10 protein-coding genes and 1 riboswitch are annotated in these 13,808 nt (G+C 62.9%); of the genes, 6 read left to right on the top strand and 4 right to left on the bottom strand.

The window, feature by feature from the left end:
* Positions 1-295 precede the first annotated feature (295 nt).
* Positions 296-1,936 (bottom strand): acyl-CoA synthetase, encoded by a 1,641-nt coding sequence (locus LHFGNBLO_RS31535; protein WP_258603869.1) that lies wholly within the window; start codon positions 1,934-1,936, stop codon positions 296-298.
* Positions 1,937-2,126: 190 nt separating this feature from the next.
* Between LHFGNBLO_RS31535 and LHFGNBLO_RS31540 the strand changes: the two genes are divergently transcribed.
* The gene (locus LHFGNBLO_RS31540) at positions 2,127-3,092 is read left to right on the top strand and encodes a sugar-binding transcriptional regulator (RefSeq protein WP_258603870.1); all 966 of its coding nucleotides are present in this window, start codon (positions 2,127-2,129) and stop codon (positions 3,090-3,092) included.
* Positions 3,093-3,185: 93 nt separating this feature from the next.
* Positions 3,186-5,240, top strand: coding sequence for a bifunctional aldolase/short-chain dehydrogenase (locus LHFGNBLO_RS31545; protein ID WP_258603873.1), 2,055 nt, complete (start codon positions 3,186-3,188; stop codon positions 5,238-5,240).
* Between the two features lie 70 nt (positions 5,241-5,310).
* Here LHFGNBLO_RS31545 and LHFGNBLO_RS31550 read toward each other — a convergent pair whose 3' ends face one another.
* From LHFGNBLO_RS31550 to LHFGNBLO_RS31560, 3 genes are all read right to left on the bottom strand, one after another.
* On the bottom strand, positions 5,311-6,363 hold the full coding sequence (locus LHFGNBLO_RS31550) for a substrate-binding domain-containing protein (RefSeq protein WP_258603874.1): 1,053 nt from the start codon (positions 6,361-6,363) through the stop codon (positions 5,311-5,313).
* 46 nt (positions 6,364-6,409) lie between these two features.
* Positions 6,410-7,405, bottom strand: coding sequence for an ABC transporter permease (locus LHFGNBLO_RS31555; RefSeq protein WP_258603876.1), 996 nt, complete (start codon positions 7,403-7,405; stop codon positions 6,410-6,412).
* An 85-nt stretch (positions 7,406-7,490) separates the two neighbouring features.
* Positions 7,491-9,002, bottom strand: coding sequence for a sugar ABC transporter ATP-binding protein (locus tag LHFGNBLO_RS31560; protein WP_258603878.1), 1,512 nt, complete (start codon positions 9,000-9,002; stop codon positions 7,491-7,493).
* A gap of 137 nt (positions 9,003-9,139) precedes the next feature.
* On the opposite strand from LHFGNBLO_RS31560, the gene mtnK reads away from it, so the two are divergent.
* The 4 genes from mtnK (at position 9,140) to fba (ending at position 13,653) form a co-directional block, all read left to right on the top strand.
* The gene (mtnK, locus tag LHFGNBLO_RS31565) at positions 9,140-10,414 is read left to right on the top strand and encodes an S-methyl-5-thioribose kinase (protein ID WP_258603880.1); all 1,275 of its coding nucleotides are present in this window, start codon (positions 9,140-9,142) and stop codon (positions 10,412-10,414) included.
* A complete protein-coding gene (mtnA, locus tag LHFGNBLO_RS31570) occupies positions 10,411-11,505 on the top strand; it encodes an S-methyl-5-thioribose-1-phosphate isomerase (protein WP_258603881.1) in 1,095 nt (364 codons plus the stop codon). The genes mtnK and mtnA overlap by 4 nt, the downstream gene beginning before the upstream one ends.
* 211 nt (positions 11,506-11,716) lie before the next feature.
* Positions 11,717-11,863, top strand: a riboswitch (FMN riboswitch).
* 75 nt (positions 11,864-11,938) lie between these two features.
* Positions 11,939-12,412 (top strand): 6,7-dimethyl-8-ribityllumazine synthase, encoded by a 474-nt coding sequence (locus tag LHFGNBLO_RS31575; protein ID WP_258603882.1) that lies wholly within the window; start codon positions 11,939-11,941, stop codon positions 12,410-12,412.
* A gap of 176 nt (positions 12,413-12,588) precedes the next feature.
* Positions 12,589-13,653: a class II fructose-bisphosphate aldolase gene (gene fba / locus LHFGNBLO_RS31580; RefSeq protein WP_010914722.1), complete on the top strand. Its 1,065-nt coding sequence runs from the start codon at positions 12,589-12,591 to the stop codon at positions 13,651-13,653.
* The last annotated feature ends 155 nt before the right edge of the window (positions 13,654-13,808 follow it).

The raw sequence follows: 13,808 nt of genomic DNA on the forward strand, positions 1-13,808 counted from the left end.
GTTGGTGACAGCTGGTGACAGTGAGGGGCGCGATGACCGGCGCTGGCGATTGGCGAACGGCGCTTATCCGTTCGTCATCCCAGGGCGAAGCAAGGAGCGTAGCGACGCAGCGCAGACCTTGGGATCCATGCCGCGACGTCGGTCAAAGAGTTTGGCGGATCAATAAGTTACGCTGATCAGCGACCTATCATCCACAGCCGTCCTCGACTGCTGGAGCACGGCCGCGAGATCACGGCATGGATCCTAGGGTTTCCGCGACGTCGCTTCGCGACTGCTCCACCCTAGGATGACGAAGTTAGGCCCCCTTGGCCATCTCGCGCAGCCGGAACTTCTGGATCTTGCCGGTCGAGGTCTTCGGGATTTCGGCGAAGATCACCGCTTTCGGCACCTTGAAGCGAGCGAGCAGCGTGCGGCAATGCTCGATGATCTCGGCCTCGCTGGCCGTCTTGCCCGGCTTCAGTTCGACATAGGCGACCGGCACCTCGCCCCATTTGTCGTCGTGCCTAGCGACAACGCCGCAAGAGGCGATGGCAGGGTGCTTGTAGAGCGCGTCCTCGACCTCGATCGAGGAGATATTCTCGCCGCCGGAGATGATGATGTCCTTGGAGCGATCCTTGAGCTGGATGTAGCCATCGGCATGCATGACGCCGAGATCGCCCGAATGAAACCAACCGCCGGCAAAGGCTTCGTCGCTCGCCTTGCGGTTCTTCAGATAGCCCTTCATGACGATGTTGCCGCGGAACATGACCTCGCCGATGGTCTCGCCGTCAGCCGGCGTTTTTCGCATCGTCTCGGGGTCCATCACCGTCAAATCCTCGAGCGCTGCATAGCGCACGCCCTGTCTCGCCTTCTTGGTGGCCTTCGATCCCTTGTCGAGCCCGTCCCAGGCGCCATGCCATTCGTTGACGACCGCCGGGCCATAGGTCTCGGTGAGGCCATAGAGATGGGTGACGGCGAAGCCGGCATCGGCCATACCCGACAGCACGGCTTCCGGCGGTGGTGCCGCGGCCGTGTTGAAAGTGACCGTCTGCGGAAATTCCCGCTTGTCCTCATCCCTGGCATTGATCAGCACCGACATGACGACCGGCGCGCCGCAGAGATGGGTGACGCCGTGATCGGCGATGGCGTCGTAGATCGGCTTCGGCCGCACCCAGCGCAGGCAGACATGGGTACCGGCCTGGACGGCGAGCGTCCACGGGAAGCACCAGCCATTGCAGTGGAACATCGGCAACGTCCACAGATAGACCGCGTGCTTGGCCATGCCGGCATGGATGGTGTTGGTGTAGGCCATCAATGCTGCGCCGCGATGGTGGTAGACGACGCCCTTCGGGTTGCCCGTGGTGCCGGAGGTGTAGTTGAGCGAGATGGCGTCCCATTCGTCGTCGGGCATCAACCAGGCGAAGTCCTCGTCGCCGCCGGCGACAAACTCCTCATAGTCTGATGTGCCGATCCGCTCGCCCTTCGGGTAAGGCGCATCGGCGGCGTATTCGGGATCGTCATAGTCGATGACCAGTGGCTTGACCTTGGCCAGTGCCAGCGCCTGGCCGACGACGCCGGCGAACTCGCGGTCGACGAACAGCACTTTCGTTTCGGCATGGTCGAGCTGGAAGGCGATGACCGCGGCATCGAGACGGGTGTTGAGCGAATGCAGCACCGCCTTGGTCATCGGCACGCCGAAATGCGCTTCCAGCATCGGCGGCGTGTTGGACAGCATGACGCTGACGGTATCGCCCTTGCCGATGCCGCGCTTGGAAAGCGCCGAGGCAAGCTTCAGCGAGCGGCGCCAGAAATCGCGATAGGTCGTGCGCTGGCGGCCATGGATGATGGCGACATGGTCGGGAAAGGTCCGGGCCGCCCGCTCCAGATAGGTGAGCGGCGTCAGCGGCTGGTGGTTGGCCGCGTTCTTGTCGAGATCCTGTTCATAGGGATTGCCCATCCCGCTCCTCCCCGAATGTTCTTGTCAGGGACTTCTAACCACAGGCTCGGGCCGCGTCACCACCAACGATGCCACGACAGAGCGCATTTGGCACAATGATGTTCTGGATTCAGCTGATGAAAGGGCATCGTATACCCCACTCGGTTTGACTTTTGTCGAGAGCCGTGAATAATGTCAGCAAGGAGATGGCATGGCGATCCGACCGGCAGAACAGCTTATCCACAAGGCCGCCTGGCTTTACTACGCTCACGGCCTGCGCCAGGACCAGGTGGCCAGCCAACTCAAGATTTCCCGTGCCTCGGTCGCCATGTATCTGCGCAAGGCGCGCGAGACCGGCATCGTCAACATCTCGACCTCGACCCAACTTTTCACCGACGACGTGCTGGCGCGCAAGCTGGAAGACGCGCTGAAGCTCGACGCCGTCTGGATCGCGCCTGAGAACGACTATGTCATCGATCCCTCGACAGACATAGCGGTGCTGGCGGCGAGCGTCTTTCTCGAGCTGGTCAAGAAGGGCGACCGCATCGGCGTCGCCTGGGGCCGGACCGTCTACACGATCGCCGACATCATGTCCTATGCCGACCTGCAGGATGTCACGGTGGTGCAGCTCTGCGGCAATCTCGGCGCCCCCTATTCCTACCGTCCGGACCAATGCACGATGGAAATCGCCCGCCGGCTCAACGCCAAGGGCATCAACTTCTACGCGCCACTGGTGCTGACGACCGAGGAACTGGCGCGCGGCCTGCGCGCCGAGCCGGTGATCCGCGAGCAGCTGTCGAGCATCCACGAATGCGACCTGGCGCTGTATTCGGTCGGCACCGTCGATGCCGATAGCCATGTCGTCAAATGCGGCGCGCTGACATCAGACGAAATGAGTGCATTGCGCAAGGCGGGTGCGGCCGGCGTCATTGCCGGGCAGATCATCGACGCCAAGGGCAAGGCGCTCGACTGCAGCTACAACCGCCGCGTCATTTCGGCGGAGCTGTCGTCGCTACGCGCCATCGAAAAGCGCCTGATGGTCGTGCAGGAGGACAGCAAGTTCGACCCGCTCATCGCGGCGCTCGCGGGCGGGCTCTGCACGCATCTCGTAGTCGGCGCACGCATGGCGCGACGGCTGCTGGATCATGCCGGACCGGCGACAGAAAAGGCTTCCTAGCAAACGAAATCATTGCAGCCGGCGCATTGTCATCAAAGCGTCGCGGCATTCCTGTTTCACAACGACAAAAGACAGCAATCGGACGAAGCGAACATGAAGAACCTGTGGAATGACGGCGACGCGGAGAAACTGGTTGCCGACTATGCAAAGAAAGGCGTCAGCCGCGACCTGGCGCTGCGCGTCTACACGACGCGGCTCTTGGGTGGCGAGCCGCGGCTGGTGCTGCATGGCGGCGGCAACACCTCCTGCAAGACAAAGGCCACGGATCTGGTTGGCGACGAATGGGATGTGCTGTGCGTCAAGGGCAGCGGCTGGGACATGGGCGTCATCGAGCCGCAGGGCCTGCCGGCGGTCAAGCTCGGCGCGCTGCTGAGGGCGCGGTCGCTGAAAAAACTCTCCGACGAGGACATGGTCGCGCTGCAGCGGGTGAACCTCATCGATCCGTCCTCGCCCAATCCTTCGGTCGAGACGCTGCTGCACGCCTTCCTGCCGCACAAATTCGTCGACCACACGCACTCGACCGCCATACTGGCCATCGTCGACCAGCAGGACAGCGAGCCGCTGGTGAAGAAGGTGTTCGGCGCCAAGATGGGGTACGTGCCCTACATCATGCCGGGCTTCGACCTGGCGAAAGTGGCGGCTGACATCTTCGACGCCGACCCGACCGTGGAAGGCCTGATCCTCGACAAGCACGGCATCTTCACCTTCGGCGACGACGCCAAACAGGCCTACGACCGCATGATCCACTATGTGAATGTCGCCGAGGACTACATCGCCAAACACGGCAAGCCGCGCACGGAGAAGGCGGCCTTTCCGGCCAGGCTGGCGACAGCGGCCGACATCGCTTCGACGTTGCGCGGTGCAGTTGCGGTTTCGCGCGGCGAAGGCCGTTTCGACCGCATGATCAGCGATTTCCGCACCTCGGATGCGATCGTCGATTTCATCAATTCAGCCGGGATTGCCGACTACGCCGGACGCGGCGTTTCCACGCCGGATCTGTCGATCCGCATCAAGACCGGACCGATGGCATTGCCGGCGCCTGAAGCCGACAAGATCGGCGACTACAAATCCGTCATCCGCAGCCATGTCGAGACCTTCGCCCGGGATTATCGCGCTTATTTCGAAACCAATGACGCGCTCGACGATGTGAAGCGCACCATGCTCGACCAGATGCCGCGGCTGACGCTGGTGCCGGGCCTCGGCATGTTCGGCCACGGCCGCACGCTGAAGGATGCCAGGATCGCTTCAGACGTCGGCGAAATGTGGATCGAGGCGGTGCGCGGCGCCGAGGCCGTCGGCAATTTCCATCCGCTGTCGAAAGCCGACCTGTTCCCGCTCGAATATTGGTCGCTGGAACAGGCCAAGCTCGCCTCCAACAAGCCGAAGCCGCTGACCGGCCAGGTGGTGCTGATCACCGGCGGCGCCGGCGCGATTGGTGCTGCCACGGCCAAGCTGTTTGCCGCCAATGGCGCCCATGCCGTCGTCGTCGATCTCGACGCGGCAAAGGCAGCGGAAGCAGCGAAGCAGGCCGGCAACAATTCGATCGGTGTCGGCGCCGACATCACCGATGCCAAGCAGATGCGAGCTGCATTCGACAAGGCCGTCGCCGTCTTCGGCGGCGTCGACATCCTGGTTTCCAATGCCGGTGCGGCCTGGGAAGGCAGGATCGGCGAGCTCGACGATGCCGTGTTGCGCAAGAGCTTCGAGCTCAACTTCTTCGCCCACCAGTCGGCAGCGCAGAACGCGGTGCGCGTCATGCTCGAACAGGGCACCGGCGGCGTGCTCCTGTTCAACACCTCCAAGCAGGCGATCAATCCCGGTCCGAAGTTTGGCGCCTATGGCATTCCGAAGGCGGCGACGCTGTTCCTGTCCAGGCAATACGCGCTGGACTATGGCGCCCATGGCATCCGCTCCAATGCGGTCAATGCCGACCGCATCCGTTCGGGGCTGCTGACCGACGCCATGATCGCCAGCCGCTCAGGCGCACGCGGCGTATCGGAGAAGGAATACATGTCCGGCAATCTGCTGGGACAGGAGGTGACGGCCGAGGACGTCGCCCAGGCCTTCCTGCATCAGGCGCTGGCCGACCGAACCACCGCCGATGTGACGACGGTGGATGGCGGCAACATCGCAGCGGCGATGCGGTAGACGGACCAACACTGCAGAACGAAAAAAGAGCGGCTCAGGGGCCGCTCTTTTCTTTTGCCCGAAGTGCTGACTACTTGGCGTTCGGGTTCGGCATCCAGGCCGGCATGGCGACATCGGCATGGGCGAATTGCGGCAGCTTGGCCGACAGGTCTTCCATGTTCTTGATGTCCTTGTCGATCAGGTCCTTCTGGGTGATCAGCGTCGGCGGCACGATGACGTTGTGGCCGGGGTCTTCGCCGGCCAGCAGCTGCGCCAGCGCACGCACCGAGACCTGACCAACGACGGCCGGGTTGGTGGCGGCGGTTGCCGCCCAGGCGCTGTCGGGTTCGCGCATCGCTGATATATCCGACGTCGAGATATCGGCCGAGTAGATCTTGATGCCCTTGTTGAGTCCCGCTTCGTCGACGGCGATCTTCACGCCTTTGGCGAACTCGTCATAGGGCGCGAACATCACCTTGATGTCGGGGTGGGCCGACAGCACCGAGCGCGCCTGGTTGGCGACCGAATTGGCGATCGGATTGTCGAGCGTTCCGAACATCGCGACTTCCTTGATGCCGGCGTACTTCTTCTTGACGTCGACCCAGGTCTCGTTGCGGCGGTCGAGCGGCGCGATGCCAGCAACATAGACATAGCCGGCGTTCCAGCTTTCGCCATTGTCCTTGACCGCCTGTTCGAGCGCCAGCCGCGCCAAGTCCTTGTCAGACTGCTCGATCTGCGGGATCTTGGGGTTTTCGACATTGACGTCGAAGGCGACGACCTTGATGCCGGCGTCGACCGCCCGCTGGGCGGCGTCCTTCATCGATTCCGTCAGACCGTGCTGGATGATGATGCCCTGGACGCCGAGCGCAATCGCCTGGTCGACCATGTCCGCCTGAAGGGCTGCATCCTGGCGGCTGTCGAGCACGCGCAGATCGACGCCAAGTGCCTTGGCCTGCGCCTCGACACCGCTGAGATAGGCCTGGAAGAAATCGCCGGTCGAGAGATAGCGGACGAGCGCTATCTTGACGCCGGGCTTGTCGAACGGCGCCGGCTTGTCCGCGGCCATCGCCGGGAACTGCATCAGCATGGTTGCGCCGGCAAGCCCAAGTGCCGCCTTCCCCAGAAGTCTTCTTGTGATCTTCACGTTGTTTCCTCCATTTGTTGAACTCAAAAATTGACCCGGTCGAAAGCTATCTCCTGCCCCGGCCGGAAAGGGCGAAGGTGAAGACAAGGGCGACGACCAGAACCACGCCTTTGACGAAATCCTGTGTGTAGTAAGGCGCGTTCATCATGGTGAGGCCCTGCAGCAAGATGCCGACGAACAGCGCACCGACGGCCGTGCCGAAGGCGTTCGGCTTGGCGGCCCCGAGGACCGCGTAACCGATGAGTGCTGCCGCGACAGCGTCGAGCAGCAGATTATTACCCGAGGCGATGTCGCCGCGTCCAAGTCGGGCAGCGAGCAAAATGCCGCCGATCGAGGCAAAAACTCCTGAAATAACGTAGGCCCAGATCTTGTATGCCTTGACAGGCGCGCCGGCGAGTTCGGCGGCCCGTTCGTTGCTGCCGACGGCATACATCATGCGTCCGAAACGGGTGTATTCGAGAAAGAACCAGATCAGCACGGCCAGCACGAGCAGGACGACCACCGACACCGGAATGAGGTTCGGGATGAAGAAATCGAAGCGGTGGCGACCGAGCGCCAGGAAGGCGTCAGAGAACTTGCCGTTGGCGACCGAACCGTCGGGCATGGTCATGCCGGTGGCGATCGAGCGGCCTTCGGTCGGGATGCGCTGCAGACCGACCAGCAGGAACATCATGCCGAGCGTCGCCAGCAGGTCCGGCACCCTCATATAGACGATCAGCCAGCCATTTATGAGGCCGACGACGGCGCCGATGAGCAGGCAGACGATGACCGCGACAAGAGCATTCTGTTCCAGCACCACCATGACATAGGCAGCCGCCATCATGGCTGACGTGGCGACCGAGCCGATGGACAGGTCGAAGCCGCCAACGACCAGGGTGGCGGTGACGCCGAGCGCCAGCACGCCGGTGATGGCGACGGACTGGAAGATGAAGACGGCACTTTGCGGCGAGACGAAACCATCGGCGGCGATCGCGAAATAGGCGACCAGCCCGAACAGTAGAACGATGAAGCCATAGCGAATAGCGTAGTCGCGCAGCGTCATTCAGCGCTCCCGCGCGCAGGCGCCGTCTTTACCCAATCCATGCTGTCTCCCGTTGCAATTCTCATCGTTCTTCGGCCCCTGCCCCTCAAGCCGCACTGTGCAGCGGCCCGCCGGCGACCTCGGCCAACAGGCGCTCGAGGTCGACATCGGCATTGCGGTGTTCGCCGACGATCGTCTGCTCGGACATCACCAGGATGCGGTCGGCCGTTTCCAGCGCTTCATCGAGTTCGGTGACGAACAGCAGCGTCGCGCGGCCATTGCCGCTCGCCCTGAGCTTGGCGGCAATATCGCGCCTGGCGGAGATGTCGACGCCTTGGAACGGCTCGTCGAGGATGAACAGTTTTGCCTCTTGAGCCATCCAGCGGCCGACCATCACCTTCTGCTGGTTGCCGCCGGAAAGCGTGAACATTTCGTCCTTCTCGGAACGGCAGACAATGCCGAGTTCTCGGATCTGCTGGCGGGCAGTGGCGCGTTCGAGGCGACGCTTGAGAACACTGAAACGCGACATGCGCTTGTGGAACGGCAGGCTGATGTTTTCCTGGATGTTGAAGCCACCGACGATGCCGTTCTCGCCACGGTCCTTGGCGACGAGGAAGACGCCGGCAGCGATCGCTTCGCCCGTCGACGCAGGCGCATAGGGCTTGCCGTTCAAAATCATGGTGCCGGACAGCGGCTTGCGCACGCCGAACAGCGTCTCGGCGAGCGCCGTCTTGCCGACGCCGACGAGGCCGGTGATGGCAACCACCTCGCCATCGCCGAGCGTCAGCGAGAATGGCCTGGCGCCCTGAGCAATCCGCAACCCGTCGATGGTGAGGACAGCGTTGGCCGAATGCCTGGCAACGATCTGGTCGAGATGGATCTTGCGGCCGAGCATGGCGTTGACCGCACCCTCATAGTCGAGCGGCTTCCTGTCGAAGGTGCCTGAAATGGTTCCGTCACGCATCGAGACGATGCGGTCGGCAAGCCGCCTGATGTCCGACATGCGATGCGAGATGTAGAGGATCGCCACGCCTTGCTCGCGCAGCCGGTCGAGCAGGGCGAACAGCCGGTCGGCCTCGGCGCTGGAGAGTGAAGAGGTCGGCTCGTCGAGGATCAATACTTTCGGCTGGTGCGCCATAGCGCGGGCAATCGCCACCATCTGGCGATCGGCCAGCGACAGATCGCTGATACGGGCCTTCAGGTCGATGGCCAGCCCCATGCGGTCGGCGACGGCCTTTGCCTCGCGGCGCACCCGGCCTGGATTGAACAGGGTCGGCACACCGCTGCCACTCAGCCTGTCCAGCGTCAAATTGGTGGCGACGTCGAGATCGGCGACGACACCGTCATTGATGTTCTGGTGAACGGTGACGACGCCGGCGCGGATCGCCTCCGCCGGTGTTTTCGGCGCGAAGTCGTGGCCTGCGAGGCTCATCGTGCCCCCGCCGCGCTCGTAGGCGCCGCTGATGATCTTGACCAAGGTGGATTTGCCGGCGCCGTTGGCGCCCATCAGCACGGTTACTTCGCCGGCATGCAATTCGACCGAGACGCCGCCAAGCACCTCGATATGGCCAAAGGACTTCCTCAGGCCGTCCACGCGGAACACGGCATCATTGCCCATTCGTTCCTCCCTGACCGCGACGCTATGGGCTCCATCGGCAATTGTCAACACGATTGACAATTGCCAGATGGCTTCCTAGCTTGGCCCGGCCGCCATGGCTCCGGTATAATCGGAGCGCATAAGCGTGAGGGTGAGGAATGACTGGGAAATTGCCGTTCGAAGCACTGTCGGTGGAAACGCTGTCGACGCGCCTCGGCACGAACGAAGCGCTGTGTGCGCGGATCGGCAAAGACACGAGCGCCTGGAAGGTGCGCGAGGTTGGCGACGGCAATCTGAACCTGGTCTTCATCGTCGAGGGCGCTACGGGGGCGGCCGTCGTCAAGCAAGCGCTGCCCTATGTGCGCCTGGTCGGCGACAGCTGGCCGCTGCCGCTAAAACGCTCGTTCTTCGAATATCACGCGCTGACGCGGCAAGAGGCGCGAGCGCCCGGTTCGGTGCCGGCGATCTATCACTTCGACGAAGGCCAGGCGCTGATCATCATGGAGTATCTGGCACCGCCGCACATCATCCTGCGCCGCGCCCTGATCGATGGCCGGCAGCTGCCCAACATCGCTCGCGACATCGGCCTGTTCATGGCCCGCACCTTGTTTCGCGGTTCCGACCTGCATATGGCGGCCAAGGACCGCAAGGCCGATCTGGCGCTGTTCGCCGACAATGTCGAACTCTGCGACATCACCGAGAACCTGGTTTTCTCCGATCCGTATTTCGACGCCAAGATGAACCGGCATACCAGCCCGCAGCTTGACGGCCTCGTCGCCGAACTGCGCGCCGACCGCGACCTGAAGGTCGAGGCGCAGCGGCTGAAGCATTTGTTCGCGGCCAATGCCGAGACGTTGCTGCATGGCGATTTGCATTCCGGCTCGATCATGGTCACCGACACACAAACGCGGATGATCGATCCGGAATTCGCCTTCTACGGCCCGATGGCCTTCGATGTCGGCATGCTGCTTGCCAATTTTTGGATGTCGTTCTTCTCGCAACGCGGCCACGAGCAGAAGAGCAAACGCGACGCCATGCGCGCCTATCTGCTCGAGGTGACGACCGAGACTTGGGTCGTGTTCCGCACCGAGTTTTCGCATCTGTGGCGAACCGAACGCACCGGCATGCTCTATCAGAAAAGCCTGTTCGAGGATCAGGGCGACCGGCTTGGCGCCGAACAGGCGCTCGACCACGTCCTGCATTCGATCTGGGACGACCTGCTGGGTTTCGCTGGCATCGAGGTTCACCGGCGCATCCTCGGCCTCGCGCACAATGCCGATTTCGAGACCATTGCCGACGAGGACCTGCGCGCCACATGTGAGGCCAAGGCGCTGAAGTTCGGCCGTCACATCGCCGTCAACCGGCGCCAGATACACAGCATCGACGAGGTCAACCAATTGGCCGCGCTGATCGAACGGGAGAGCGGAATTTGAACGTCGGCGATCGCCACTATCGCACCATCTGGCTGAGCGACGACGGGCGTTCGGTGGAGATCATCGACCAGCGATGGCTGCCGCATGATTTCCGCATAGAGAGGATCGACAGCGTCGCCGGCATCGCTACCGCCATCCGCGACATGTGGGTGCGCGGCGCGCCGCTGATCGGCGTCACCGCTGCCTATGGCGTCGCCATCCAGATGGCAGACGATCCGTCGGACGCTGCACTCGACGCGGTGTGGGAGACCTTGCATGAGACGCGCCCGACGGCGATCAATCTGCGCTGGGCGCTCGATGAGATGCGGCGCTACCTGCGGCCGCTTTCACCTCAGCAGCGTGCCGAGGCGGCATATCGCCGTGCTGCTGAAATTGCCGACGAGGATGTCGGCCTCAACCGCGCCATCGGCGCCAATGGTCTTGAGATCATCAAGGCGATCGCGGCGCGCAAGCAGGCGGGCGATCCGGTCAACATCCTCACCCATTGCAACGCCGGCTGGCTCGCCACCGTCGACTATGGCACCGCCACCGCGCCGATCTATCTGGCTGTTGAAGCCGGCATTCCCGTGCACGTCTATGTCGATGAAACGCGGCCGCGCAATCAGGGCGCCCAGCTGACCGCGTGGGAGATGGCCGGCCACGGCGTGCCGCACACGCTGATCGTCGACAATGCCGGCGGCCATCTGATGCAGCGCGGCGAGATCGACATGGTCATCGTCGGCACCGACCGCACGACTGCTAGTGGTGACGTCTGCAACAAGATCGGCACCTATCTCAAGGCGCTGGCCGCCGCCGACAATGATGTGCCGTTCTATGTCGCGCTGCCGTCCCCGACCATCGACTGGACCGTGCATGACGGCCTGATCGAGATCCCGATCGAGCAGCGCTCGCCCGACGAGGTCTCGCTGGTCTGGGGCAAGACCGCTTCCGGCGAGATCGCCCAGGTTCGTGTGTCGCCCGAGGCGACGCCGGCGGCAAATCCGGCGTTTGATGTGACGCCGGCGCGGCTGGTGACGGGACTGATCACCGAACGCGGCGTGGCAAAGGCGTCGCGCGAAGGCCTGAAGGCGATGTTTCCCGAGCGCGGGTGATCTCCCCCCTCGAGGGGGAGATGGCTGCGAAGCGGCCAGAGGGGGTCGCCGCGCGTGAAGCGCCGACGCCTTCCGTGACGGGAGACGATGTGACGATCTACGCGAGACGACCCCCTCTAGCCTGCCGGCCATCTCCCCCTCGAGGGGGGAGATTAGCGCCTCACCCTCTTCGCCAATTGACAACACCACCCTGCCCTTCCATACAACGCCGTCAAGTTCTCAGGGCGGGGTGAAAGTCCCCACCGGCGGTAAGGGTCTCGACCCAAGCCCGCGAGCGCTTTCCGCTTAAACGGAAAGGTCAGCAGATCCGGTGTGATTCCGGAGCCGACGGTTACAGTCCGGATGGAAGAGAACGAAACGGAAGACGGACCGCTTTGCGGTCCTAATCCGTATCGTGCGTCCTGATTCTGGTTCGAAACGGAAGGATGGACCCATGAATCAGCATTCCCGCAAAGACTATGAAACCGTTCGCGTTGCCGTCATTCGCGCGCGCTGGCACGCCGATATCGTCGACCAGTGCGTACAATCCTTCGAGGCCGAGCTTGCCGCGCTCGGGGAAAACCGCTTTGCCGTCGATGTCTTCGACGTGCCGGGCGCCTATGAAATTCCCCTGCACGCCAAGACGCTGGCCGAGACCGGCCGCTACGGCGCGATCCTGGGTGCGGCCTTCGTCGTCAATGGCGGCATCTACCGGCATGAATTCGTGGCAAGCGCCGTCATCGACGGCATGATGAACGTGCAGCTGTCGACCGGCGTGCCGGTGCTTTCGGCGGTGCTCACCCCGCTCAACTACCATGACAGCGAGGACCATCACGGCTTCTTCTTCGAGCACTTCAAGGGCAAGGGCAAGGAGGCGGCCAATGCCTGCGTGCAGATCCTTGCCGCGCGGCAACAGATCGCGGCTTGAACCCTCGCAGGCAACGCGCCGTGGACTAAACCGATTTGGATTTCATGGCCACAACAAGAATTGCAACAGGCGGGGCCGCGAATGGTTGCGGTCCGTCGAAAATCCGGCCAGAAGCATTGTGGAGTTGGGCCACAGCCTGACCATCGCGTCTGCAATCAAATACGGGAGACCATTGAGTGGCTCGCATCACATTGAGACAATTGCTCGACCATGCCGCCGAATACGGCTATGGCGTGCCCGCCTTCAACATGAACAATATGGAACAGGGCCTCGCCATCATGGAGGCCGCCGAGGAGACCAAGTCGCCGGTCATCCTGCAGGCGAGCCGCGGCGCCCGCGCCTACGCCAATGACGTGGTGCTGGCCAAGCTGATCGACGCGCTGGTCGAAATCCACCCCGATATTCCAGTCTGCATGCACCTCGACCATGGCAACAACGAAGCCACCTGCGTCACCGCGATCCAGTACGGATTCACCTCGGTGATGATGGACGGCTCGCTGAAAGAGGACGGCAAGTCGCCGGCCGACTACGCCTACAATTCCGGCATCACCAAGCGCGTCGTCGACATGGCGCATTGGGGCGGCGTGTCGGTGGAAGGCGAGATCGGCGTTTTGGGTTCGCTGGAGAGCGGCGGCGGCGAGCAGGAAGACGGCCACGGCGTCGAAGGCGCGATCAGCCACGACCAGCTTTTGACCGACCCGGAACAGGCGGTGGAGTTCGTCAAGGACACGCATGTCGACGCGCTGGCGGTTGCCATGGGCACCAGCCACGGCGCCTACAAGTTTTCGCGCAAGCCGGACGGCGCGGTGCTGGCGATGAACGTGATCGAGGAGATCCACCGCCGCCTGCCGAACATGCATCTGGTCATGCATGGCTCGTCCTCGGTGCCGGAAGATCTGCAGGAGATCATCAACAAATATGGCGGCCAGATGAAGCCGACATGGGGCGTGCCGGTCGAGGAAATCCAGCGCGGCATCAAGCATGGCGTGCGCAAGATCAACATCGACACCGACAACCGCATGGCGCTGACCGGCGCCATCCGCAAGGTGCTGACCGAGAACCCCAGCGAATTCGACCCGCGCAAGTACCTGACACCGGCAATGGCCGCCATGCGCAAGCTTTGCAAGGAGCGGTTCGAACAGTTCGGCACTGCCGGCAACGCGCCAAAGATCAAGCCACTGCCGGTTTCGGAAATGGCCAAGCGCTACAAGTCGGGCAGTCTCGATCCGAAATTCGGCTGAACTCGACCGACCTTCACAAGTGGCAAAGAACGAGGGGCAGGAGCCGATACGGTTCCTGCCCTTCTCCATGAAGCGTTGCGGCGCAACCTGTTTCCGAATGGGCAACTGCGCCCGAGCGAAGACTCCAGACTGCAGGACAAAAAAAGCCGGGCTCG

Source organism: Mesorhizobium sp. AR10, assembly GCF_024746795.1.
In the GTDB taxonomy this organism is placed as follows: Bacteria; Pseudomonadota; Alphaproteobacteria; order Rhizobiales; family Rhizobiaceae; genus Mesorhizobium.

Bases quoted from the DNA above. Each gene is read 5' to 3' on its own strand.
- LHFGNBLO_RS31545 (WP_258603873.1), top strand. From the start codon at position 3,186: ATGAAGAACCTGTGGAATGACGGCGACGCGGAGAAACTGGTTGCCGAC.
- LHFGNBLO_RS31535 (WP_258603869.1), bottom strand. From the start codon at position 1,936: ATGGGCAATCCCTATGAACAGGATCTCGACAAGAACGCGGCCAACCAC.
- LHFGNBLO_RS31575 (WP_258603882.1), top strand. From the start codon at position 11,939: ATGAATCAGCATTCCCGCAAAGACTATGAAACCGTTCGCGTTGCCGTC.
- mtnK (WP_258603880.1), top strand. From the start codon at position 9,140: ATGACTGGGAAATTGCCGTTCGAAGCACTGTCGGTGGAAACGCTGTCG.
- LHFGNBLO_RS31540 (WP_258603870.1), top strand. From the start codon at position 2,127: ATGGCGATCCGACCGGCAGAACAGCTTATCCACAAGGCCGCCTGGCTT.
- LHFGNBLO_RS31555 (WP_258603876.1), bottom strand. From the start codon at position 7,405: ATGACGCTGCGCGACTACGCTATTCGCTATGGCTTCATCGTTCTACTG.
- LHFGNBLO_RS31560 (WP_258603878.1), bottom strand. From the start codon at position 9,002: ATGGGCAATGATGCCGTGTTCCGCGTGGACGGCCTGAGGAAGTCCTTT.